Source organism: Vibrio cyclitrophicus, assembly GCA_023206055.1.
Lineage (GTDB): Bacteria > Pseudomonadota > Gammaproteobacteria > Enterobacterales > Vibrionaceae > Vibrio > Vibrio cyclitrophicus_A.
This window is the reverse complement of sequence record CP065366.1, coordinates 3,405,800-3,430,795: the sequence shown is the minus strand read 5'-3', so window position 1 is coordinate 3,430,795 and position 24,996 is coordinate 3,405,800. Positions and strand designations below refer to the sequence as shown.

Below are 24,996 nucleotides of genomic sequence, written 5' to 3'. Positions count from 1 at the left end.
CTAGCCTCTAGTCTTCCTGTACGTTGTATTTTTTGTCCAGCTTATTCATGCGAACAACGTAAATAAATATCAACGCCACGAAGGTATAAATTGAACCTTGTTGAGCGAACCAAAATCCTAGCTTGAACCCGCCAAACTGAACGGTATTGAGGGCATCCACAAATAAGATGCCAGCGCCGTAAGACACTGCAAACCAAACCGCGAGCAGTGTTCCCATAATTCCCAAGTTTTCCTTCCAGTAGGCTTGAGCATGTTCCGTAGATTCGAACGCCATTGCCTTCTCCTTTATTCCGTTTCGTAGAAACCGTTTTTGTTAAACCGTTTATGTAAAATATCCGTGTTAACGTAATGTTACGATTTAGAATGTAGCAAGGATGGGTCAAGGGATCTGTGCAACTTTAGTCGGGATGAGATTGGCGATAATGTACTGAAATATGGGAGTTAGGAGGCAGAACTATAGTAAAATGTGATGTTACAAGGTTGTTAAATTAGCCAAAGGTCTAACAAAAGTGGATGAATTAGAGTGCGAGTCATAAAATTTAACAACTAAATGACTGAGAAACGGTATTTAGTCCTGCGTATGACACGAAGGGAAACATAAGTTTGTTATAGTAACTAAAGCACTTTCATCGACCGTGCCATGCTTAGCGCTAGAAGATCAACATGCTTATATCTTGAGTTTTATTCTTTGGGGGAACGAATTGGACGCAATAACTATTAACCACTTATTTTTAACTGGTGCGGTACTCATCGCCATCAGTGTGCTTTTCTCACAAGTGTCCTCACGATTGGGCGTTCCGATTCTTTTGATCTTTTTGTTCGTTGGTATGTTGGCGGGTGAAGATGGTCCTGGTGGCATCAATTTCGATGATTATTCACTCACTTACTTGGTGAGTAACCTTGCACTTGCTGTGATCCTGCTTGATGGCGGTATGCGAACCAAGGTCGCGAGTTTTAAGGTTGCTTTTTGGCCGTCGCTCTCGCTAGCGACGATAGGTGTCGCATGTACCGCAACCTTAACAGGCTTAATGGCGTCTTGGCTGTTCGACCTGTCATTGATGCAGGGTATCTTAGTCGGTGCGATTGTCGGTTCGACTGATGCTGCTGCGGTATTTTCTTTGTTGAAAGGACAGAGCCTCAATGAACGTGTTGGCTCAACTCTGGAGATCGAATCGGGTACCAACGACCCAATGGCGGTGTTCCTGACAGTGACTTTAATTGCGCTGCTGGGCACCCCAGATGCCGAGATGGGAATGAACTTCCTACTGAAAAGCTTCGCGATGCAGTTTGGTGTAGGCACGCTTATCGGCCTTGGTGGCGGTTGGGTTCTGTGGAGCTTAATCAATCGAGTGCAGCTGGCTGATGGCTTGTATTCGATTCTGGTGCTCAGTGGCGGTGTAGCTCTGTTTGCCTTCTCTAACATGCTTGGCGGCAGCGGTATCTTATCGATTTACTTAGTGGGCTTGTTCATTGGTAATCGTCCGACACGTTCTCGACACTCTATTCTTAATGTCCTTGATGGCATGACGTGGTTAAGCCAAATCGTGATGTTCTTGGTATTGGGTTTACTGGTGACGCCATCGACGCTGATGGACATTGCTCTGCCTGCGCTAGCATTGGCTTTCGGTATGATCTTGTTTGCACGTCCACTGTCTGTTTGGTTGGGCTTGCTACCGTTTAGAAGCTTTACCACCAAGGAGCGCTGGTTTGTTTCTTGGGTTGGGTTACGTGGCGCGGTGCCGATCATTTTAGCTGTATTCCCGATGATGGCAGGCTTGCCCAATGCTCAGCTGTATTTCAACATCGCCTTCTTCGTGGTTATGGTTTCGCTGATTGTTCAAGGCGGTAGCTTAATGAAAGTCGCGAGACTGGCTCAAGTGACCTTACCACCGACGCCAACACCGATTTCTCGTACCGGTATGGAGATTTATCCGACCAGTGAGTGGGAGATGTTTGTTTACAAGCTGAAAGAAGAGAAGTGGTGTGTGGGCGAACCACTGAAGCGCTTGTCTATGCCTGAAGGAACGCGAATTACCGCACTGTTTAGAAAAGATGCTTTGCTCCACCCATCGGGCAGTACTGTATTAGAGGCGAACGATATTTTATGTGTGCTTGGTCAAGACAAAGATTTGGACAGCTTAAGTTCGTTGTTCAGTGAGGCGCCTCTAGCAGAAGAAGCTGCGCGTTTCTTTGGTGACTTCTTCCTCGATGTTGAGCTATCAGTTGCCGCGGTGAGTGATTGTTATGGTATTGAACTTGGCTCGGAAGAAGAGCGAGAAATGACGCTAAAACAATTGGTTGCTCAGGAGCTTGGCGCACACCCTGTATTGGGCGATAGCTTCGAGTGGCATGACATCACTTGGGTAGTTGCAGAGATAGATGATCATAAAGTCGTCAGGTTGGGTTTATGCTTACCTAAGACGACTTTAGAAGAGGATATCAGTGAAGCTTAATTGTGGACTTCTTGTAGCAAGATAACCGCTTGAGTACGATTTTTCACATCCAGTTTACGGAAGATGGCCGTCATATGTGCTTTGATGGTCGCTTCCGAAACATTCAATTCATACGCGATTTGCTTGTTAAGCAAGCCGTCAGAAAGCATCCCTAATACCTTATACTGCTGAGGCGTCAGAGTAGAAAGCTTTTCTGCAAGGTCGCTACAGGCTGCATTATTGGTGATAAGTCCTTCAGGGAAGAACGGGTCGCCATTTAGTACTTGATTCAGAGCACTCACCAACTCACGCATATCACTCGACTTAGGAATAAAGCCAAACGCACCGTGGCTCTTCACTTGAGTGACCACGCTGGCATCTTCACTGGCAGAGACCACTACAATAGGGAGATCTGGGTATTCCGCGCGCAGTTGAATCAAGCCTGACATGCCATTGGCGCCCGGCATTTTAAGATCGAGCAACAATAGATCCGGTTCGTCTTCTTTCTTTAACAGAGTCAGTAAGGCATCGAGAGAATCGGCCTCAAGCAGGTTCGCACCGCTGATCGCCATATGAACTGACTGAAACAGGGCGTTGCGAAAGAGAGGGTGGTCATCAGCAATGATGATGGTATAGGTCGAGTCCATGACGTTCATACTTTTAACAATTTAGTTAATATTTATTATCATCCTGATTGAGTATGTGGACAATATCTATGCATGAAAAGTCTGAACCATATCGACTTTTATCCCTGTTCTTGGAAAGCGTTTCCTATAATCACAAAAAAGCCGCACTGCCATCTCGTTATGAGGAGCGGTGCGGCTTTTGTGAGTGCTTGTATTTAGACGAATGTCGTCGTTATAGCTGGTGGTCTTGCATGTGTTTTAAGAATACATCGGCAGGCATAAAACCAGTGACACGAGCATTTGGAACATGGTTACCCTCGCCATCCCAGAACTCAATCGTTGGCAAACCGAGCACTTGTAATTGTTTAAGCAGTTCAATGTCTTGAGGCATGTTTCTTGTCACGTCAGCCTGAAGCAGGACGAAATCAGAAAGCTTGTCCTCAACATCAGCTTGGTGGAAGGTGTACTTCTCAAACTCTTTACATGCTACACACCAATCAGCGTAGAAATCGAGCATCACTGGCTTGCCGAGTTTCTTGGCTTCGATGAGCTGGATTTCGAGCTCTTCAACGGTGTTGATGCGTGCAAATTGGATATACTGTTGTTCTACCGTTACGCCCTTTTCCGCAAACCAATAGTTCAATGCGGGCTGTGCGGAAGCGAATAAGCCAAGCATCGCGATGATGCCTACCGCACTCTGCTTCCAGCCGCCGAATGGCAGTGCATTCTTGCTGTGGTATAGCCAACCGAAGGCGATGAAGCCAAGGCCAGACCAAAGTACCGTTGCCCATAACTCAGGGATAATGCGCTCTAGCAGGAAGATTGGCGCTGCCAGCAAGATAAAGCCAAATACGATCTTCACCTTGTCCATCCAGCTGCCTGCTTTCGGCAGCAGCTTATTACCAAATACTGCCACCAAAATCAGTGGGATACCCATACCCATCGCCAATGCATACAAAGCGATTGCGCCGGTAAACAGGTCACCACTCTGAGCGACGTACAGCAGCGCACCGGATAGTGGTGCTGTGGTACAAGGTGAACACACCAAGCCTGAGATAGCGCCCATCGCGAACACGCCCAAGGTATTGCCACCTTGCTGCTTGTTGCTTTGGTTGTTGAGCCACGTTTGGATGCTGCTCGGGAGTTGCAGGTTATAAACGCCAAACATCGACATAGCTAACGCCACAAACAGAACGCTCAATGCAATTAACACGTAAGGATGCTGCATCGCCGCTTGGAACTGCATACCCGCAGAGGCAACCACTAAACCTAATAGGGTGTAGGTTAGTGCCATACCTTGCACGTAGATAAATGACAACATCAGCGCACGACCTTGGCTGAGCTTGCCGCCACCTAATACGATACCCGTTAGAATTGGGTACATCGGCAGAACACACGGTGTAAAGGCTAAGCCAACACCAAGTGCTAAGAATAATAATGGCGTCCACCAACTGTCACCGAGCTTATCGGCTAGGCTCGCTTCTTTTGAAACGGGTGCAGTTGATTGTGGAGTAGTGTTAGTTGCAACGTCTGCTTTTGGAGAGGCTTGCTGTGCTGAAGCATCGGCCTCATTGTTTGCAGCCGGTGACTCTGGCGACACTGCATTAGCTTGAGAGCCGCCTGAACCTGAATCTGTAGCTGTAAATGGTTCAATATCGATGATTCGAGTTTCGGGTGGATAGCAGAAACCTGCATCTGCACAGCCTTGATATTTAACGATCAGCTGTGAACCATCTTGGTAACTCTGTAGCGGAACTTGCACGAATAATGGCTGGGTATAAATGCTCACCTCACCAAAGAATTCATCTTGGTGTGGCTTGCCATCTTCCATTTCAACATTGCCGATCGCAAGATTTTGGCCAGTGAAAGAGAGGCTATGTTGATAGAGGTAGTAGCCTTCTTTTACTTGCCAGTCGAGAAGCATCTTGCCGTCTTGCTGGTAGTAATTGAAAGGGAAAGCTTGGTCTACAGGGACAAAACCGTTGTTATTGCCTCCGAAGCTTGGCTCGGCGTTGTCATTTCCAAAAAGCGCCCACGCAGGCTGGGTGAATAGGGAAATACAAACAAAAAGTAATGTGGCAAGTCGTCGCATACAATTTAGTCATCAAAATGGAGTTGAAGGTATCTTAACTCAATCAGACCGTAATAGTTTGTGATTAGTTTCATCGACCAGCAAATATCCGCTAGGGCGGGTGAGCCACCTTCATAGGTAGTCGAGAGAGAGTTAGCAGCGCAACTGCAGTTAACAGACCTTGCCAATAAGACATTTAGGCAACGCCCAAGCGTGCTTTGACCACTTGTTCGCAAGCATCAATGTTGGTCGTGTCTTTCGGGATGATTAACACGGTGTCGTTGCCGCCAACTGTGCCGATAATCTCGGTATGTGGGTCGATGTCGACCAATCGTGCGACTAACTGTGCACAACCTGGGTGGGTTTTTACTATCACCATCGCTTGGTTATGAGTAATCAACTCAATTTGCGATGAGATGGATGCATCGACACGAACCGGTGCGCTTTCAACAGTGATGCAGTACACCTTTTTGCCACAGGCGTTCTGGATTTTCACCACGCCAAGTTGTGACAAAATACGAGATACAGTCGATTGGCTAATACCGGTATAACCGATCTCAACCAGTTTCTCGCGCAGTTGATTTTGGGTCGAGAAGCTTTGCTGTTGTAGTAAGCGTTTGCACGCTGCAGTCAGTGTTTTATCTTCAGCTGAATACAAGCAACCGTGCTCAGTGATTTCGTTCATGAACAACTCCTTAAGGTCAAACTGTGGATATCGCTTGTCCATAGCGCCGAACGCACTCCCAAAGCCGTAGAGTACGATTATTAATAGGGCTTACCGATGAATCCCGAAGTAAAGAAGGGAGGGTATGCGAGATGTATGATCATCTATGCATTGAGTCTACCACTAAAGGATAGTTATCTTTTTGAAGGTGATCACCAAATAATATTCTGGTTTATTGCTTTTATTTTGGGGTTTTATTCTATGGTGAATGGATATTTATTCCGACTTGGGAATAAATATCCATATTATTTAAATGGTTTTTATTGCGAAGGTAATTCCGCTAAGGGTTAGCGAATTTCATTCATGATCTCGCGAGAGAATACTTTTTCACAATAGTGACATTTTAGCTGCACTTTTTCCTGTTTTAGCTGCACTTTAAAGCTACTTTCGACAGGTTCACCGTGTGAAATACAGTTGCTATTTGGGCAAGAGAACACACTGTGGATTTGCTCTGGCAGCACAAGGGTTAGCTTGTTAACCACTTTGTATTCTTCAATCTGATTGACCGTGGCTTGGGGAGCATAAAGAGCCAATTGGTTGGCTTGTTCCTTGGTCAGGAAGATGTTCTCAATCTTGATTAGGTCTTTATGGCCAAGTGCCGATGATGGCAGGTTTAACCCCATGGTGATGCGCTGTTCTGTCTTGTGTAGCTTAAACAGTTTAAGGATTTTGATACCAAGGTGCGCAGGGATGTGGTCAATCACGCTGCCGTTACGGATCGCTTCTACTTGTAGCTGAGTTTGTTTAACCATGACTGTTTCTCCTGCTTATAAAGTGTCGTTAAGAACTAGGGCCAATAGGGCTTCGCGAGCGTATACACCGTTTTCAGCTTGTTCGAAGTAGTAAGCGTGTGGCGTTTTATCAACGTCGGTAGTGATTTCGTCGACGCGTGGCAGCGGGTGAAGGACCTTCATGTTTTGACGAGCGTCTTTCAATGTATCGGCGGTTAGGATGTAAGCCGATTTCATGTGTGCGTATTCCGATGCATCAAAGCGCTCTTTCTGTACGCGAGTCATGTACAAAACATCTAATTCCGGCACCACTTCTTCAATGCTGCTGTGAGTGCTGTATTGGATGCCCATCTCTTCTAATTCTTCACAGATGTAATCTGGCATCTCCAATACTTCTGGCGCGATAAAGAAGAAACGCACGTTATTGAATTTCGACAGCGCTTGCGTCAGTGAGTGGACAGTACGGCCATATTTTAAGTCGCCAACGAATGCCACATTTAGGTTATCAAGCGTGCCTTGCGTTTCGTAAATCGAGAATAGATCCAGCAAGGTTTGCGTCGGGTGTTGGTTGGCACCATCGCCGCCATTCACTACCGGAACCCCGTTAGAAAATTCAGAGGCCAAACGTGCTGCGCCTTCTTGTGGGTGACGCATGACAAAGGCATCGACGTAAGATGAAATAACTTGTACTGAATCGGCAAGCGTTTCGCCTTTCTTCGCTAGTGATGTGTTACCGCCATTATCAAAACCGATGACTGTGCCACCAAGACGCTGAACAGCGGTTTCAAATGAAAGACGAGTTCGAGTTGAAGGCTCAAAGAAGCAGCTCGCAACGACTTTATTTTTCAGCAACTCTGGGTTTGGCTCGGCCTTGAGTCTTGCTGCTGTGTCGACGATAAGCTCCAGTTCATTACGAGTGAGCTCAGGTATGGAGATGATGTGCTTGTTAAATAACGAATGCGCCATAACGGGTCTTCCTTCTATGCATACAGTCAAATTGCGGACAAAAAAAAGCCCCCTAAAAATAGGAGGCTTCGAAACGATCAATAGAGCAAAATAAAAATGACACCACCGCCACTCTTTGGCGTGTAGTTTGACAATCATGTGTGACAGAATTGCAGTTCATTTTTTGCTCTCTTAAGACAAATTGCGGAGGATTATACTCAGATAAAAACGCCATGCAATACTTTCTGTAAAGTATTCATTTAATGGATTTTTATGCGAAATAACGTCTGCATTTAGCTTTGATTTAAGCCCTTGTTGAAACAGAAATTTTCAGGCTTTTTGGGGTGATAATCCCTTCCAGTTCATGAAAAAAAATGCGGGCTTTATCCAAGGGTTAAACCCAAGTATGCCACCCGCATTTCCCTGCTACTGCACTTTACTTGTCATTGTCTTGCGAACAAGTGAGTGCTTAACTATTTAGATTATTAGTTATCTAGATTCTTAGTTGTTCAGCTTACTAACTGCCTAATGTCGCAACCATTACTGCTTTGATGGTGTGCATGCGGTTTTCTGCTTCATCGAACACGATAGAGTATTCAGACTCAACCACTTCATCCGTCACTTCTACGCCATCTTTAAGCTGCGGATATTCAGCAGCAAGCTGTTTGCCGACTGTGGTGTCTTCACCGTGGAAAGCCGGTAGGCAGTGCATGAATTTCACATGTGGGTTGCCCGTCGCTTTGACCATGTCCATGTTGACTTGGTAAGGCATCATTAGGTTGATGCGCTCAGCCCATGCTTCTTTTGCTTCGCCCATTGATACCCAAACGTCGGTGTATAGGAAGTCACAACCTTGCACGCCTTCTTGAACATCTTCTGTTAGCGTGATTTTGCCGCCCGTGTGTTCTGCAATTTCACGACATTGAGCTAATAGCTCTTCTTGTGGCCAGAATTGTTTTGGAGCAACAAGGCGAATGTCCATGCCCATTTTCGCAGCGCCAACCATCAGAGAGTTACCCATGTTGTTGCGAGCATCACCTAGGTAAGCAAAGCTGATCTCATGTAGTTGTTTACCACGGCCGTATTCCGTCATAGTTAGGAAGTCAGCCAGGATTTGTGTTGGGTGGAATTCGTCAGTCAGACCATTCCATACTGGTACGCCAGCGTAAGCGCCTAGCTCTTCAACGATTTCTTGACCGAAGCCGCGGTATTCAATGCCATCGTACATACGGCCAAGAACGCGAGCTGTATCTTTCATTGATTCTTTGTGGCCAATTTGAGAGCCAGATGGGCCTAAGTAAGAAACGCGAGCACCTTGGTCGAATGCCGCTACTTCAAATGCGCAGCGAGTACGAGTGGAGGTTTTCTCAAAGATAAGCGCAATGTTTTTGCCAGTCAGTGTTGGCTGTTCGTAACCGTTGTACTTCGCTTTTTTTAGCTCCATAGAAAGATCTAACAAGTGTTGAATTTCGCGTGGAGTGAAATCTAGTAGTTTTAGGAAGTTACGATTGCGTAGGTTAAAAGCCATGATGTATTCCTTTTTAGATTTAGGCGCTTCCTTGTTACAGGGAAAGAAAATTCAAGAAAGCGCGATTCAATTTTTAGTTAAATTTGTTCGGTTCTGTTTGTTTCGTTTAATTCTGTGTTTTATCAGATTATAGAGGCTCGTTAGCGCGCTAACCTCTGGTGATATTGGTGCCCGCTTGGCCTTGCAGAATTTGCAAACCATCTTCGAGTGCGCCGATACCTACTACCTTGCCGCCTTGTTGAATGAATTCGCACGATGCTTCAATTTTTGGCCCCATTGAGCCTGCATCGAATTCGAACATTGCTAACTCGCTTGGCGTGGTACTGCGCAATGCGTGTTGAGTCGGTTTGCCCCAATCAAGGTATACAGCGTCCGCATCGGTCAGAATTAGCAGTGCATCCGCATCCAATTGTTTCGCTAAGAAAGCCGCTGACATGTCTTTGTCGATAACCGCTTCAACACCGACTAATTTGCCATTTTCTTTTTTCACTGGGATACCGCCACCGCCAGTACAAATCACAAGGTGACCCGCATCGATAAGCTGAGTGATCGCTTCGTGTTCTACAATGCCGGTAGGGCGCGGGCTTGGTACTACGCGACGGAAATGTTGGCCGTCAGGTTTTACGATCCAGTGGAATTTCTCTGCTAACTCACGCGCTTCTGCTTCTTCGTAGATCGGGCCAATCGGCTTAGTTGGATCCGCAAACGCAGGATCGTTTGGATCGACTGTCATTTGGGTCAACATGCACGAGATGTTGCGGTTCGGTAGGTAGTTCTTGAACTCTTGCATCAGCATGTAGCCGATCATGCCTTGAGTCTCACTGCCCAATACATCTAGCGGGTATGGATTTACTTTTTTGTATTCCAAACCTTGAAGAGCAAGTAAGCCAACTTGTGGGCCATTACCGTGTACTAACACCACGTTGTACACTTTTGCGATTTCAGATATGGTTTTCACCGCCGTTTCAATATTGCGGCGTTGAACATCGGCTTCTAACGGCTCACCGCGACGAAGTAGGGCGTTACCACCGAGTGCGACAACAACAGTTTGCTTAGTCATAATTGTGTTCTCTCATTTTGGCCAAGCTGAGATGACTTAAGATTGCTCAACTTGGCCGTTTCGTCTTAGTGATTAGATACCATCACGCTCAATTGGGCAGCTCATGCAGCGTGCGCCACCGCGACCGCGGCCAAGTTCATCGCCTGGAATCGGAAGAACCGTGATGCCTGCTTTGTCGTATTTTTCGTTGGTGTAGGTGTTGCCTTCGTAGCCAATCACGACACCAGGTTTAACGGTTAGAACGTTGTTTGCATCGTTCCACTGTTCACGTTCTGCATGGAAGTTGTCACCACCAGTCGTGATGAGGTTTAGCTTGTCTACGCCCAGTGCTTTTTCGATAGCCGTTACGAAGTAGCCTTCTTCTTTCACTTTTACTGCGCCAGACTCATCGCCAGTAAGGTTCCAGCACTGCACGTCTTTACTCACCACTTCTGGGTAAACAGAGAAGGTATCTTCGTTCATGTGCGTCATAACTGTGTCTAAGTGCATGCAAGAGCGGTGTTTTGGTAGCTGCATTGCGATAACTTGTTTCGCTTGACCGTGTTTGAATAGGCTCGATGCTAAGTGCTCAACACCTTGTGCTGTTGTACGCTCAGACATACCGATAAGCACCGTGCCGCAACCGATAACAAGAACGTCACCACCTTCAATGGTTGAGTTGTCGTAGCTGATGCTTTCTTCATCGCCGAAGTATTTAATGAAGTCTTGGCCTGCGAATGTTGGGTGCCAGCGGTAAATAGCGCGAACGTGGTTAGTTTCACGTTGACGAGCAGGTTTCGCCATTGGGTTGATTGATACACCACCGTACACCCAGCAAGATGTGTCGCGAGTAAATAGGTGGTTTGGTAGAGGCTCGATAATGAAGTCAGTTGGTGCGTGCATTCCTTGCATCATTGAAGATGATTTCATTGGCATTTCAGCGTAAGACAGACCACCCGTTAGGATTTTTGCTAGCTCTAGGTTTGGTAAGTCGCCCAAGTAGCAGCGCACATCGTTAGCAAAGGTTTTGCCTAAGCGGTAATCAGAAACTTGATGACTCAAAAGCCAATCTTTTGCTTCTGGCACGGCTAGCGTGTCTGCTAGTAGGTCAGTAAGAAGAAGAACCTCAACACCTTGATCACGTAGCGTTTGAGTAAATGCGTCATGCTCTTTACCTGCACGCTCAACAGCCAGTACGTCATCAAACAGCAAATCGTGACAGTTAGAGGGTGTTAGGTGAGTCAGTGCGCGTCTTGGGCGGTGAACTAGAACGCGGCGTAATTGACCTATTTCAGAACCTACATAGAACTTACTCATGATCGTCTCTCTCTTATATATTTGAATTACTTTTATCGCTAAGAGTAATTATTTATTTTCAGTTGAGAAGAATGAATTATTTATTCATATCTCTTGTCTGGAATTAATATTACGCCTGCTAGTCAGGTATTCTTAGAGATCTATCACAAATCGTTTTTTATCCCGCAGCCCTTTAAAATTAATGGTTTTAACAAACTTTATGCACTTTTAACTATTGGCTACCCCTTCTAAATAGTTAGCTCTTTGGGAATATTATGCATGCTTTTTTCACCCGTATTACTAGAATGGGAATTCTAGGGGTTTATATGCAAATTAAATTTATTGATAAGAATGAGCTTAAGGTGGAAGTATGCAATGTTAGTATTTATATATTTAATTTTGAATGTGAAATTAATTATTCCTTAACAATTTAAATGCGAATTAAGCTATTGCGGTCACACTTTATAATCGAGTGTTTTAATCCGGTTTTCTATGAAAATAGCTAATGTTTTTCCTTTGGTTATTACAGCGTGAATTACTTTAAATATAATTAACGATAATACGTGACTAAGTATTTTTCTAAATATAGTAGCGATGAATATTTGCTTTTTAATTAACCTTAGCGTCGATGTTTAAAGGTTAGTTTTGCTTTCTAGCAAGTGTCTCAGCTCGTTTAGGTTTTGCTGCTTTGATAGGGCGATAGGGCTTATAGGTTGATAGAGAGGCTTTAAATGATGCGTGTGCAGCTTGTGAGGGTGTTTCGATGGAAGGGTCTTGTTGGTGAACGATAGTGACAAAAAAGCCGCTAGAAAGCGGCTTTGAGTGAGAAAGTGAGGTGTGTTGGTTTTAGATAAGTGCACCAATACTCAGAACAATGATGCAGAACACCATCAAGATACCGATTAATGGCATTACCCATTTAACCCAGCGTACGTAAGGGACACGAGCTATCGCCAAACCACCCATTACGACCGCAGAGGTTGGTGTGATTAAGTTCACCAAGCCAGAAGCTGATTGGTAAGCGGTGATAACAAGGTCACGACCTACGCCTGCAAAGTCAGCCAATGGCGCCATGATTGGCATGGTGAGTACCGCTAAACCAGAGGTTGAAGGCACTAAGAATGACAAGAGAATCTCTAAGAAGAACATCACGTTAATAAAGATAACCGAAGACAAGCCGGTGACCATTTGCTCTGCAGAGAAGAGGATAGTGTCGGTGATCATACCGCGGTCCATCACCACCACAATACCACGTGCGATACCTATGATAAGCGCTACGCCCAGTAGGTCTCGAGCACCGTCAATGAAGCTAGTGGTAAACTCTTCTTCGCTCATGCGAGACACAATACCAACGATGATAGTTGCTGCTAAAAACATCGCGGAGATTTCAGCCATCCACCATCCAGCAACGGATACGCCGTAAATCATCACAGCGAACGAGCCACCAAAAATGGTCAGAATCAGTTTGCGAGTCATGGTGAATTCAAGTTTTTCGCCGCTCGCATTACCTAAGAAGTGCGCTTTGTTCTCTTCGTACTTGTCGTACACAATCGATTTGCTTGGATCGGCTTGAACCATTCTTGCGTAACGCATAACGTAAGCGACACAAATACCCCAACCAACAATCAGCATACCGACACGCAGTACGATACCATCGGTAAATGGAATACCAGAGGCGTTGGCAGCGATCACGGTCGCGAATGGGTTAATGGTGGAACCTAACACCCCAATCCCTGCGCCAAGCAGTACCGTGGCAGCAGCAACTAAAGGGTCAAAGCGAGCGGCCATCATTACTGGTACTAGCAGCGTATAGAATGGCAGTGATTCTTCCGCCATGCCGTAGACGGTACCGCCAGCAGCAAACAGCGCCATCAGTATCGGTATCATCAACTCTTCTCGCCCTTCTAAGCGGGCGGTGACACGTTCGATACCGGCATCAATCGCACCAGTTTTAGTTACTAACCCTAAGAAGCCACCAATGATTAAGATGAACAGCGAAACGTCGATTGCCGCAGCTTCGTAGCTATTGTGGTCGTAGAAGCCGTCAATAGGCGCTAGCAGTACATCAATTACGCCTTGAGGGTTACCCTCTACCGCTTGATAAGTGCCTGTTACGGGTACTTCTCGGCCGAGTTCTTCATTCATTGCTCGGTCGTATTGTCCCGCAGGAACAATCCAGGTAAGTAGAGCAACGAACGCAATTAGAATAAATAAAATGGTATAAGCAGAAGGGAATTTAAAATTGGCAAAGAAGCCGCCCTTTTTTGTCTCGCTTGGTATCGTTTGAGTTGTCATGGCTATCTCCTTACATCATCTTAAATAGAAGTGATGTGAATTAGCGACTAATGATTTATAGATTGTAAATACATTGACTATTATAAAGTGCCCAACGATAAAAAGTTGCTGACTTTAAATTAAGGTTATTTTTATATTTACCAATCCAAATGAATTTAGATTTATTTTAGCTGCGGTTATTTTATTCCTTACTTAACTATTTAATTTTGGTGTTGTTCACAAAAATAATCGCTAATGAATGGACTGGGAAATGGTGAAAAAAATGGCAAGGTTTTTTGGTTGGTTAGCTTGGATTAATATTCGCTATAGATTAAAGGAAAGTGAGGGGAGATTGATTTGATAGGTGTTGCTTCTGGTTGAGTTGAATAATCTTGGAATTTTATTCAAACTTTATTTTTTGGGTCGGTTTTTGAAGTTTATAATGGTTATTTGATGTGTATCAAATATCACATGAGTAGAAAACAAAAAAGGAAGCCGAAGCTTCCTTTTAAATTTTAATCATCAGCGAATGTTAGATGAACAGACCACCGAACGCGAAGCCTAGTGCTACCGCTGTACTGATTGTTGCCACACCAGGAATGAAGAATGGGTGGTTAAATACGTAGTTACCGATACGCGTTGAGCCTGTGTCATCCATCTCAACCGCTGCCAGTAGCGTTGGGTAAGTTGGAAGTACGAACAACGCACTTACTGCAGCAAAAGAAGCTACGGCTGTTAGTGGTGCTACGCCAATCGCTAGAGCTGCAGGCATAAGTGCAACGGTTGTTGCGCCTTGAGAGTAAAGCAGCATAGAAGCGAAGAACAGAACAAGAGCCAGCATCCATGGGTAGTCAGCCAGTAGAGCGCCTGCTACGTCTTTGATCTCAGCAACGTGTGCGTTTACAAACGTTGAACCTAACCAAGCTACACCAAGTACACATACACATGCCGTCATACCAGAGCGGAATGTTGGTGCTGAAGAGATCTTCGCAGCATCAATCTTAGTGAACATAACAATTGCAGCAGCAGCTGCCAGCATCACAGACATGATTGCTTCGTTACGGCCCAGAGCTGGGTTTTCAATTAGGCCAACAGAGCTAGAGATAGCCGCTGCATAACAAACCACAAAACCAATCGCTGCTAGGAAGATGTAAGTTGCTTTCTTCGCTGTTGGAAGGATCTCGCGCTTCTCTTCTGTTGCCAGTTTGATTAGACCTTTCTCTAGACGCTCTTGGTAAACAGGATCGTCTTTCAGTTCGCTACCCATGTAGTTAGCAACAACTGCACCAACCATACAAGCGATGAAGGTGGTTGGGATACAAACCATCAATAGCGTTAGGTAATCAACACCAAATGGTGCCAGCATTGCTGCGAAAGCCACAACCGCTGCCGAGATTGGCGAAGCTGTGATAGCAATTTGAGAAGCAACAACTGCGATAGACAGTGGGCGAGAAGGACGCACGCCTTGGCCTTTTGCTACTTCTGCAATAACAGGAAGCGTAGAGAATGCTGTGTGACCAGTACCCGCCATCAATGTCATTACAAAGGTCACGATTGGCGCATAAAAGGTGATGCGTTCAGGGTGTTTACGCAAAAAGTTTTCTGCAATTTGTACCAGCCAGTCCATACCGCCAGCAACTTGCATTGCAGCAATTGCGGTGATAACAGACATGATGATCAAGATTACGTCGATCGGGATGAAAGATTGGCTTGTTGGAACGCCAAGAATAAGTGAAAGGGCAATAACACCAGCACCACCGGCAAAACCAATACCGATACCGCCAATTCTGGCCCCCAAAAAGATAAAGAGCAGGACGACAAACAGTTCTACTGCAATCATAAGTAACACCTCAGTTAGATTTTATTATGTGAACATTCGCCACTGGAATGTTCACATAATAGTTCTATGGTTTAGATTTAATTTGGCAAAAGCGCAACCAACGGAAATCCACAAAATAATCATGGTTAACCGTATTGGAGCCTAAAAAAGGGCTCCCTTTGGAGCCCTTTCTCGCTAACTTTATTCGTAGCGCTTTGCTTTATACTGAGGATGCATCAAATTTTCAACAGAGAAAATGTCATCAAGTTCTTCTTCGGTTAATAAACCGCGCTCTAGAACCACATCACGCACGCTCTTACCTGTCTCAGCACAGATCTTACCAACGATGTCACCCTCGTGGTGGCCAATGTATGGGTTTAGGTAAGTGACGATACCGATAGAGTTAAATACGTGAGATTCACACACTTCTTTGTTCACCGTAATGCCGTCTACACACTTGTCGCGTAGGTTCACACAAGCGTTTGTTAGGATGTCTAGAGACTCAAACATGCTTTGTGCAATAACAGGTTCCATTACGTTCAGTTGCAGTTGACCACCTTCAGCTGCGAAAGAAACCGTGTTGTCGTTACCTAGAACTTTAAAGCAAACTTGGTTTACTACTTCAGGTACAACTGGGTTTACTTTAGCAGGCATGATTGAAGAACCTGCTTGCAGTTCAGGTAGGTTTAGCTCGTTCAAGCCAGTACGTGGACCTGAAGAAAGCAGACGCAAATCGTTACAAATTTTAGACAGTTTCACGGCTAGACGCTTAAGAGCGCCGTGCGTCATTACGTATGCGCCACAGTCAGACGTTGCTTCGATTAAATCTTCAGCCGCAACACACTCTAGGCCCGTTACTTCTGCTAGGTGTTTAACTGCTAGGCCTTGGTAACCCGGTGCTGCGTTCAGACCTGTACCGATAGCTGTTGCGCCTAGGTTTACCTCAAGCAGTAGCTTTGAAGTGTATTCTAGGTTTTTGATTTCTTCATTGATGGTTACAGCCCAAGCGTGGAACTCTTGGCCAACCGTCATTGGAACTGCGTCTTGAAGCTGAGTACGACCCATCTTCAAAATCGTGTTGAATTCTTGGCTCTTAAGCTCGAATGCACCTTTTAGGTATTCAATCGCATCAATCAGTTTACGAACGCTGTTGTAAACAGAGATACGGAAGCCAGTTGGGTAGGCACAGTTTGTAGATTGGCTGCGGTTTACATGGTCGTTCGGGTTGATGAACTCGTATTGGCCTTTTTCTTTGCCCATAAGTTCAAGTGCCACGTTCGCAATAACTTCATTCGCGTTCATGTTTACAGAAGTACCAGCACCACCTTGGAAAACGTCCGATGGGAACTGATCCATGCACTTACCCGTGTCTAGAATTAGGTCACAAGCTTGGATGATATATTTAGCCACTTCGCTTGGGATTACGCCTAACTCTTTGTTTGCTAAAGCCGCTGCTTTCTTAGTCATCACCATACCGCGAACGAATTCAGGTACATCTGAGATCGTTACATTTGAGATGTTGAAGTTTTCAACTGCGCGTAGAGTGTGGATGCCGTAGTAAGCATCAGCCGGAACATGACGTTGACCTAATAGATCTTCTTCGAGACGAGTAGCTTGAGGAGCTTCAACTTGAGCTTCTGATTGAGTAGCCATAACAGGATCCTTAGAGAATTATTCTGATTATATAGTTAGTTATTAGCCTATTCTGTGTGCAAATACTCCGTTCGCTAGAATATTGGGCTGATAAATCCGTCCTGACTTATGTGGCACATGATACTGTACTTAGCGCATAAAAATATTAAGTGGATCACCTTTTTCGGTTTTGTTTAGTCAATATTTTGCAAAGTTATTCTTGGTCAATAAACACGCTTATTTACAGGATAAATTTGAGATTGTTAGGGCTTTCAGCGTAAACTGCAAGTAACAAAGGAGGGCGTGTGTTTCCTATCTTATTATTACTATTTATCTTCGTACCCATCATTGAGATTGGGTTATTTATTCAAGTTGGTGGCTTCTTAGGATTGTGGCCAACAATTGCGTTGGTTCTTATCACTGCATTTGTGGGTGCATCACTGGTTCGTAGCCAAGGCATTCAGACGCTTATGTCTGTGCAAGGTCGTTTGCAACAAGGCGAAATGCCAGCACAGCAGATTCTTGAAGGCGTGATGCTTGCGGTTGCAGGTGTATTGCTGCTGACTCCGGGCTTTATGACGGACGCACTCGGTATGTTGGTATTACTGCCAGCACCAAGAGCGATGATTGCCAAGAAAATGATGGAAAAAATGGTGGTGACCAATATGTCTGGTGGTTTCCATGCGGGTGGACAAGCTGGTTTTGGCCAGAGTCCATTTGGACAAGACCCATTCAATCGCGATCCATCTGACCAATCAAAAGACGGCAACACCTTTGAAGGTGAGTTTGAGAAGAAAGACGACGACAACGATCGTAACCGCTTAAACTAATCCGTTTTTTCTCTTCTTTGTTTTTCTCTCTTCTTTATATAGATAGAAAAACAGAAAAGGCTCTTACCTTTATCCTTCGCAAGAAAGTGATAATGGTAAGAGCCTTTTTTATTGTCTGTCGCCTGATGTTACTTACTGTTTACGATTGATAACAGATAACAGATAACAGATTAGTTTGAGCGTTTGGTTATACCGCGCCTTCAAAACCCATTTGTCGCCATGCTTCAAAAGCAATGATTGCCACTGCGTTAGACAGGTTCAGGCTACGTGCGTCTGGCATCATTGGGATACGAATGCGTTGTTCCATTGGCATGCTTTCGATGAATTCAGCAGGCAGGCCGCGAGTCTCTGGGCCAAACATCAGCACATCACCTTGTTGGAATTTCGCATCAACGTGGTGGCCTGTCGTTTTAGTGGTGCAAGCAAAGATGCGGAAGTCACCCTCGCGTTCATTCTCTAGATACTCAAGAAAAGCTTCTAGGTTCTTGTGACGCTTTACTCGCGCAAGGTCGTGGTAATCCAAGCCAGCACGACGAACTTTCTTCTCTTCAAAATCAAAGCCAAGCGGTTCGATAAGATGCAGGTTTGCGCCGCAGTTAGCACATAGGCGGATGATGTGGAAACTTATGGCAATCTGAAAATTTTATTTTTTTTAGGTTAAGATGAAAAAGCCCAATTAAGATAGGTACCTACATATAGATCGTTACCTAAAGAAAGCGACCTAAGAAAAAAAGTGTATAATTGAACGAATAATTGGCGCAGAGAAAGCGCTTACCATTAATTTAAGAGCATCGAAAGACTATGTTTCATATTGCTTTGTACTCTCCTAAAATAGCCGCTAACACTGGTAATATTATTCGATTGGCTAGTAATAACGGTTGCCACTTGCACTTGATTGAGCCTCTTGGTTTTGATCTAGAGGAAAAAAAATTGCGACGTGCCGCTCTTGATTATAGAGATCTTGCAAGAGTGACTGTGCACCCTGACTACTTTGCTTTTGAGAAAGCGATGGAGGGAAGGCGCATATTTGCTCTTACGACGAAAGGCTCTCGTCCGCATGACGAACCTAATTATGTTGAGGGTGATGTTTTATTGTTTGGGGCAGAAACATCTGGTTTGCCAGATGAGATCCGTAACGGTATACCCGAAGAACAACGTATTCGTATAGCGATGTTGCCTGATGCTAGGAGTATGAATTTGTCGAATGCGGTAGCGGTTGTAAGTTACGAAGCGTGGCGTCAGATTGGTTTTCCTGGAGGGGAGTGAGCTAACTGATTTTGTAGGATAGAGCCTCCCTTCTCTGAAGCGTATGTGCAACTTGTACTGCATAGGGCTCAAACCTTCACTTTAATTATCTTTGCGATACGCTCTTAAAGCTTTAATGCTTCCTCAATGGTCACTCAGTAACTGGTAAACTGCGGTTCGTTGTAAGAAGGCGCACTAATTTCATTCGAAATCATCATTTGCTTCTTTCTTAAATAAAGTCTTCCAAGCCGATACTCGACGAACCATTACTAATGGATGACGACCCTAAAGGCGATAGATTCTAGACCGCTAGGCAAAGCGATAAAATACACGTTTAAGTAATAATTGAGGATTTTGCTAATTCAAATATATCAACAAGAGTAGATTATTTCTAATCTGAGATGATTTTTTAGGGCATTAACTTTAAGGTGGGGTATCCAGAACCTTATTAGCCAGACGACATAACTCAGAAATATTTAATAAGGTGACGAAAAGCGTACAACCTAGGGTGAAGGACGTGAACTAAGACATTTAGCCGAGCTGGACTAGGGCTCGGCTTTTTATTGGTACCTATAGGGGAAGGTACCATATTACGTAGTTATGGGGGAGATGCTACCACTCGTAACGTAGGCTGGTGGTAAACACTGCGCCTTTCTGACCAGATACGCTTGCGCCAGAAGACGTAATTTCTGAGTTGCCACCTTTGTTGTCGGTGTAGTTCAAGAATATAGACGATTGACGCGTTAGGCGATATTGAACCTCAGTTTGAATTGCATCTTCAATCACATCTTCGCCATTGGTGGATTCATCCAGTGCTAAGTAACGGTAACCCGCACGGACAACCCATTTACCAAAATCGTATGCTGCACGGAAGTCGTAGCCTGTAGTATCGGCATTGTCGCTGCTGTTTCTAAGCCCCATTGATTCTTGAGTGTAAGCTGCACCTAGGTATAGGCCGCCCAGGAAGTATTGCGAGCCCAAGCCCCAAGTCTGGTAATCTTGTACGTCAGCGTTCACATCGTCAGATTGGTTGTACTGGAACATTGCGGCTGGCTTTAGGACACCCGCATCACCCATATTGATGGTGTAACGCGCTGCTGCGTTGTAACCGTAATCAACGTTGCTGTTGGTGATAAGTGCTGTACCGAATGCCAAGTTGCCGATTTCGTTACGGTATTGGAACGTACCGTTTTGACGGAAGATAAGCGCGGCACTGGAGTCAACTTCACCTACGTGGTAACCCGCAACTGGGTCGCCACCAGTAGAGAATATATCACCAATGTCAGAGAACAGCGTCACAACCGACAGCACACGGCCTGTTTCGATACGGCCATTCTCGTTCATGTCGATACCTGCCCACACGTAACGAGCTTGCCAATCAATGCTAGCGTCTTCATCGTTTGAAACCAATTGGTACTGCATCTGACCAATGAGTGAATAATCGTCGTTGATCACTTGGTGACCGTTGAAGCCAACACGAGCACTGACTGAACCGTTCAGTTTCTCGTCGCCGTCTGCGGCTGGGTTGCTGTGCTCATCGTGATATTTGAAATCACCTTGAACACGGCCATACATGTTCAACATTGAGCCATCTTCTGCTTTATAAATTTGTGCTGCTTGAGAGGTAATAGGCAGTAGAGCAACCGGAGCCAGCGCTAGAGCAAGTAAAGTTTTTTTCATTCTAAGTACCACTTTTGTAGAGATATATCCCTAATGTTTCACTCGCAAATATCCGTATTTGCTTGTTTTTGGCACGACAAAGCCCCTGCCATTAGAAATGGCATAATAAGAGGACGATGACGTGTATTCGTAAAAGTTGTTAGTTAGCGAGCAAACGCTTGTGGAGTTTCACTACCACTTTCTTGATCTTTTCAGGCTGAACTATTTCGCAGCCTGGCTTGTGAGGTTCTCCAGGGAAGAACACCGCAAACATGCCTGGTTGTAGAGCCACCTCGCTGGCGTCGGTCATGTTACTGACTAAGTAGAAGTCATTCTCGGAATCGTAGTCGCTCGCCGGAAGGTTCTTTGGTGACTCGTTGCAAAATTGAATGCGCTCTTCACCATAGATAAGGCATTGAATATCAAGATAGTCTTGGTGGACTTCAGCTTGTTTGCTTTCGGCAGGAACTGTATTGAATTCCATGACGTTCGCGAAGATATCGTCGCCATCAATGGTGTGTTGCCCCACTTCTAATTCCATCAAGTCGATGGTTTGTAGGTAGTCCAAGCAACGTAAGATTGGCTTTGGCAAATATTGATTAATGTTATGATGTTGAATATGACCGTAAATCACAGTGGTTATCTCCAAATTCTAGGGTAGGTTGCAAGGGCTCGTTGCGAGCCCTTGCACGGTTGGTTACGCCTTAGCAAGCTTTCCCACAGTCAGTTGCTCTTTGTCTGCGTCGCTTAACGTGTTTTTAAACAGTGGCGCAGTTAGGTAACCCACAATGACTACCATTAACGTACCAATCACACCGTAGAAGAAGAAGTTCAGGTCGGTGAAATAGCGTACACACACAACCGTCGCGATACTTGAAACCACACCAGCTAGTGCACTAGAAGCATTCGCTTTGCGTACGAAGATACCCAGCATGAATAGACCTGTCATTGGGCCACCCATTAGGCCAAGTAGGCTGTTGAACGCATCCCATATTTCGCTTTCGTTTGATAGGATAAGGTACGTTGATGCGACAACCCCTAAGATACCAGTAGCGACGGTCACTATACGTCCTACTTTTAGTTTTTGCTCTGGAGATGGTGTGTTGCTGATTTTTTCGTAGATATCAGTAGTAAAGCAAGCGGCGATGCTATTAAGGCTACTTGAAATACTTGATTGCGATGCTGCAAAAATAGCGGCGATTATCAGGCCTGCGATACCAGCAGGCATGTGCGAAATGACGTAAAATGGTAAGATACCACCTGTGTTGAAGTCTTCTGGTAGAAGCCCTGGGTTTTGCGAGTAGTAAGCATATAAGCCAGATCCAACAGCGAAGAAAAAGATCGGCACACACGCTACCAGTTTAGCGTTAGTGATCAGTGCCTTTTTTGTTTCTTCGACGTTTTCGGTAACAATATAGCGCTGCACTACATCTTGGCTCGCTGTGAATTGTTGTAAAGAGGCGAAAAAGAAACCAATCATCAATACAGGAATGGTACTTTCACTCCAGCTCCAGCGGAATTGGTCCACAGGGAAGTATTTGTCTTCACGCGCTGACATACTGAATATTTCGTTGATACCTCCATCAACGTTGAAGCAGATGACTACGAAGATCAGGATAGCGGCACCAGAAAGCATTACACCTTGAATAACGTCTGTCCAAATTACACCTTCAATACCACCTAAGAAGGTATACACGATGCAAAGCACGCCAATCAGGAACACTATCATTAGTGGGCTCATGTCGATAAACGGCATGAGTGCAAGAGCTGTCAAATAGGTAACGATTGCTATTCGGCCAACGTGGAATAGCATGAACGAGATACTACCAAATAGACGCATTTTTACATCAAAGCGGCGTTCTAGGTATTCGTAAACAGAGGTTAGGTTCAGTTTTCTAAAAAAAGGAATATAGAACCAAAATACGATAGGTAAAATAGCGATCGCAATATATTGACCGATTAAGAACGTCCAGTCGTCGGTGTAAGCCTTAGCTGGAATTGACATAAATGTAATGGAACTCAGTGTAGTTGCAAAAACACTGAAGCCAGCAGCCCAGCCCGGAATTCTCCCACCTGCTTTAAAATAATCATCCGCTGACTTTTGGCGCCTCGCGAAATATACGCCGACTCCCATAATTGCACTTAAATAAACTATTAAAGCTAAATAGTTTAGGGTACCAAATGAACTTGCTTCCATAAGTGTAGACCTTTTTTGTAGGATTTAAATAGACACTCTTGTGCCTAATAAAAGAGATATTGATGTGTAGGTATAAGATCGTTGGCTTTGCATCTTATTAAATGGCAATGCCATTTCTATCTTGGTAAAGCTTTATTGTTGTAAATATGCTGAGCCCATGATGCGACACCTAATAGACCAGCATTAGCACCACTGTGAGCATGCATCACTTTAACTTGATGAGCTGAAGGTAATAAGCTGAGGTGATGATGCACACGTGGTAAGAAACCGGGTGCTAATCCAATGCTACCGCCAAGACATACAACTTGAAGATCTAGAGTGATCTTGAGATCAGCGATAAGATTAGCAATGGTTTTAGCTGCGTTGTCTACGATAGCTATCGCCTCTGGGTGGCCTTTCTGGTATTGAGCAAAAACTATTTTACCTGTGCAGTCACTACCGAAAAATGCCTGGCCTGCTTTTCCAATGGCGGTGCCTGATGCAATGCTTTCAACACATCCTTGACGACCACAGCCGCACGTAGGGCCATTAGGATCCGCTAGGATGTGCCCTGCGTGGCCTGCGATTCCGTATTGACCGATAAGAAGAGAGTCGTTGATGACAAACCCAGCGCCTACGCCTGTTGAAACGGTGATAAATCCCATTGTATTAAATTTGGATTCCAGGGTTTTGTACTCGGCCCATGCTGCTGCTTGAGCGTCATTAATCACCATTACTGGTTTTTGGCAGATCTGCTCAAGAGTGTCTGCTAAGCGGTATTGATTTAGACCGCCGAGATTGTCAGGGTTAAGCGCGGTTAGCACGCCTTGGTTTATGATCCCTGTAGAAGCGACGGCAATAAAGTCCGCTTGCTCTTTGAAAGGCGCAAGTAACTCCTTTAATGCGAGCGTCATGTCCTCAGAGTAATTGGACGACGGCGTTTCACGCTGATCGATCTTTAGAATTTGACCCGATTCAATTAGTGCTACAGCGATCTTGGTTCCACCAATGTCGATAGCTAGGCAGGTATTCATGCGATGGCCTCCATGTTATCGCTTTTTGCGTTGCGAACCGCGTGGTCAAACCATTGGCAAATGTGTTCAATTCGTGTGATAGCAGAGCCTACGGTGACACAAGATGCGCCGGCTTTAATTGCCTGATTGGCCAGTTCCGGTGAATTGAAACGGCCTTCTGCCATAACAAAACAGCCCTGCTCAGATAAACGAGTAATGAATGGGAAGTCAGGCTCACTAGGCACAGGTCCCGACACGTAACCAGACATGGTGGTTCCAATAATTTCGACGCCTAATTTATACGCAGCCATACCTTCATCATAGTCAGAGCAGTCAGCCATGACCAAACAACCGAGTTGATGAATCTTTTCAATAAGAACTGCGATTTCGGTTGGTCTAGATCGGTTGGTGGCATCAATAGCTATGATATCTGCGCCTGCATTTTTTAGCGCAATAACATCTTCTATGTAAGGGGTGATACGAATATCTGAATCAGAAAGGTCACGCTTAACAATCCCAATGATTGGAACTGTCACAAGCGATCGAACTGCTTTAAGATTTTCAATACCTTCAATTCTTAAACCTACCGCACCACCAGCTACGCTTGCAGCGGCCATAGCTGCGACAATTGATGGTTTATCCATTGGGCCGTCATCAACAGGTTGACATGAAGACACAAATCCGTGTGCTAGCTTATCAAGAATAGGGGAATCGTTGCTAATCATGCGAGTTAAACTCCAAAAAATAAACTCAGTATTAAGTATTGCTCCATTATTTTTGTTTTGGAGTATTACTTCAAATTGTTTGTTTTGAAATGGTGATTGTTCTCTCGTTTTGTGGCTAAAAATTCGAGTGATTTGTGACTAAAGGATGAAAAATATCAAACTGATTGTTAAGTGTATCTTGTTCGTGGGGGAGGATTGTGAGAGGTTGTGGAGTATAACTTCACATCATAA

Annotated in this window: 21 protein-coding genes; 3 read left to right on the top strand and 18 right to left on the bottom strand. The window is 44.9% G+C overall.

The genetic code is table 11. From position 1 onward, the window contains the following. Window positions 1-7 precede the first annotated feature (7 nt). Window positions 8-274, bottom strand: coding sequence for a DUF4212 domain-containing protein (locus ITG09_15285; GenBank protein UPR52012.1), 267 nt, complete (start codon window positions 272-274; stop codon window positions 8-10). Between the two features lie 427 nt (window positions 275-701). Here ITG09_15285 and ITG09_15280 point away from each other — a divergent pair, with 427 nt between their 5' ends. Further along, window positions 702-2,453: a potassium/proton antiporter gene (locus tag ITG09_15280; GenBank protein ID UPR52011.1), complete on the top strand. Its 1,752-nt coding sequence runs from the start codon at window positions 702-704 to the stop codon at window positions 2,451-2,453. Here the strand turns inward: ITG09_15280 and ITG09_15275 are convergent. The 11 genes from ITG09_15275 to aspA all read right to left on the bottom strand — a co-directional run bounded on the left by ITG09_15275 (window position 2,450) and on the right by aspA (window position 17,138). After that, on the bottom strand, window positions 2,450-3,079 hold the full coding sequence (locus tag ITG09_15275) for a response regulator transcription factor (GenBank protein UPR52010.1): 630 nt from the start codon (window positions 3,077-3,079) through the stop codon (window positions 2,450-2,452). The two genes, ITG09_15280 and ITG09_15275, sit on opposite strands and share 4 nt — an antisense overlap. A gap of 211 nt (window positions 3,080-3,290) precedes the next feature. Then, complete coding sequence (locus ITG09_15270; GenBank protein UPR52009.1) at window positions 3,291-5,150, bottom strand: protein-disulfide reductase DsbD; 1,860 nt, start codon at window positions 5,148-5,150, stop codon at window positions 3,291-3,293. 175 nt (window positions 5,151-5,325) lie between these two features. Beyond that, entirely contained in the window at window positions 5,326-5,814 is a 489-nt protein-coding gene (locus ITG09_15265) for an arginine repressor (protein ID UPR52008.1), read from the bottom strand. Between the two features lie 326 nt (window positions 5,815-6,140). Beyond that, window positions 6,141-6,605, bottom strand: a complete 465-nt coding sequence (locus ITG09_15260; GenBank protein UPR52007.1) for an aspartate carbamoyltransferase regulatory subunit — start codon at window positions 6,603-6,605, stop codon at window positions 6,141-6,143. 15 nt (window positions 6,606-6,620) lie between these two features. Further along, on the bottom strand, window positions 6,621-7,550 hold the full coding sequence (pyrB, locus tag ITG09_15255) for an aspartate carbamoyltransferase (protein UPR52006.1): 930 nt from the start codon (window positions 7,548-7,550) through the stop codon (window positions 6,621-6,623). Window positions 7,551-8,046: 496 nt separating this feature from the next. Then, window positions 8,047-9,057 carry an ornithine carbamoyltransferase gene (locus tag ITG09_15250; protein UPR52005.1) on the bottom strand — a complete coding sequence of 337 codons (1,011 nt, stop codon included), beginning with the start codon at window positions 9,055-9,057 and terminating at the stop codon, window positions 8,047-8,049. 148 nt (window positions 9,058-9,205) lie between these two features. Continuing rightward, window positions 9,206-10,117 carry a carbamate kinase gene (arcC, locus tag ITG09_15245; protein ID UPR52004.1) on the bottom strand — a complete coding sequence of 304 codons (912 nt, stop codon included), beginning with the start codon at window positions 10,115-10,117 and terminating at the stop codon, window positions 9,206-9,208. A 72-nt stretch (window positions 10,118-10,189) separates the two neighbouring features. Next, a complete protein-coding gene (gene arcA / locus ITG09_15240) occupies window positions 10,190-11,413 on the bottom strand; it encodes an arginine deiminase (protein ID UPR52003.1) in 1,224 nt (407 codons plus the stop codon). Between the two features lie 825 nt (window positions 11,414-12,238). Continuing rightward, entirely contained in the window at window positions 12,239-13,687 is a 1,449-nt protein-coding gene (locus ITG09_15235) for a YfcC family protein (GenBank protein UPR52002.1), read from the bottom strand. Window positions 13,688-14,198: 511 nt separating this feature from the next. Next, on the bottom strand, window positions 14,199-15,506 hold the full coding sequence (locus tag ITG09_15230) for an anaerobic C4-dicarboxylate transporter (protein UPR52001.1): 1,308 nt from the start codon (window positions 15,504-15,506) through the stop codon (window positions 14,199-14,201). Window positions 15,507-15,686: 180 nt separating this feature from the next. After that, on the bottom strand, window positions 15,687-17,138 hold the full coding sequence (gene aspA / locus ITG09_15225; protein ID UPR52000.1) for an aspartate ammonia-lyase: 1,452 nt from the start codon (window positions 17,136-17,138) through the stop codon (window positions 15,687-15,689). 284 nt (window positions 17,139-17,422) lie between these two features. Between aspA and fxsA the strand changes: the two genes are divergently transcribed. Continuing rightward, window positions 17,423-17,947 (top strand): membrane protein FxsA, encoded by a 525-nt coding sequence (fxsA, locus tag ITG09_15220; protein UPR51999.1) that lies wholly within the window; start codon window positions 17,423-17,425, stop codon window positions 17,945-17,947. Window positions 17,948-18,134: 187 nt separating this feature from the next. Here fxsA and ITG09_15215 read toward each other — a convergent pair whose 3' ends face one another. Then, window positions 18,135-18,581, bottom strand: coding sequence for a tRNA (cytidine(34)-2'-O)-methyltransferase (locus tag ITG09_15215; protein ID UPR53656.1), 447 nt, complete (start codon window positions 18,579-18,581; stop codon window positions 18,135-18,137). Window positions 18,582-18,748: 167 nt separating this feature from the next. Between ITG09_15215 and ITG09_15210 the strand changes: the two genes are divergently transcribed. Next, on the top strand, window positions 18,749-19,213 hold the full coding sequence (locus ITG09_15210) for a tRNA (cytidine(34)-2'-O)-methyltransferase (GenBank protein ID UPR51998.1): 465 nt from the start codon (window positions 18,749-18,751) through the stop codon (window positions 19,211-19,213). Between the two features lie 591 nt (window positions 19,214-19,804). Here ITG09_15210 and ITG09_15205 read toward each other — a convergent pair. The 5 genes from ITG09_15205 to ITG09_15185 all read right to left on the bottom strand — a co-directional run bounded on the left by ITG09_15205 (window position 19,805) and on the right by ITG09_15185 (window position 24,765). Then, window positions 19,805-20,872 carry a porin gene (locus ITG09_15205; GenBank protein ID UPR51997.1) on the bottom strand — a complete coding sequence of 356 codons (1,068 nt, stop codon included), beginning with the start codon at window positions 20,870-20,872 and terminating at the stop codon, window positions 19,805-19,807. Window positions 20,873-21,011: 139 nt separating this feature from the next. Beyond that, the gene (locus ITG09_15200; protein ID UPR51996.1) at window positions 21,012-21,485 is read right to left on the bottom strand and encodes a YhcH/YjgK/YiaL family protein; all 474 of its coding nucleotides are present in this window, start codon (window positions 21,483-21,485) and stop codon (window positions 21,012-21,014) included. Between the two features lie 63 nt (window positions 21,486-21,548). Further along, window positions 21,549-23,048, bottom strand: coding sequence for a sodium:solute symporter (locus tag ITG09_15195; GenBank protein UPR51995.1), 1,500 nt, complete (start codon window positions 23,046-23,048; stop codon window positions 21,549-21,551). 116 nt (window positions 23,049-23,164) lie between these two features. Beyond that, window positions 23,165-24,061 (bottom strand): N-acetylmannosamine kinase, encoded by an 897-nt coding sequence (locus tag ITG09_15190; GenBank protein UPR51994.1) that lies wholly within the window; start codon window positions 24,059-24,061, stop codon window positions 23,165-23,167. After that, a complete protein-coding gene (locus ITG09_15185; GenBank protein UPR51993.1) occupies window positions 24,058-24,765 on the bottom strand; it encodes a putative N-acetylmannosamine-6-phosphate 2-epimerase in 708 nt (235 codons plus the stop codon). Before ITG09_15185 ends, ITG09_15190 begins: the two co-directional genes overlap by 4 nt. Window positions 24,766-24,996: the final 231 nt, after the last annotated feature.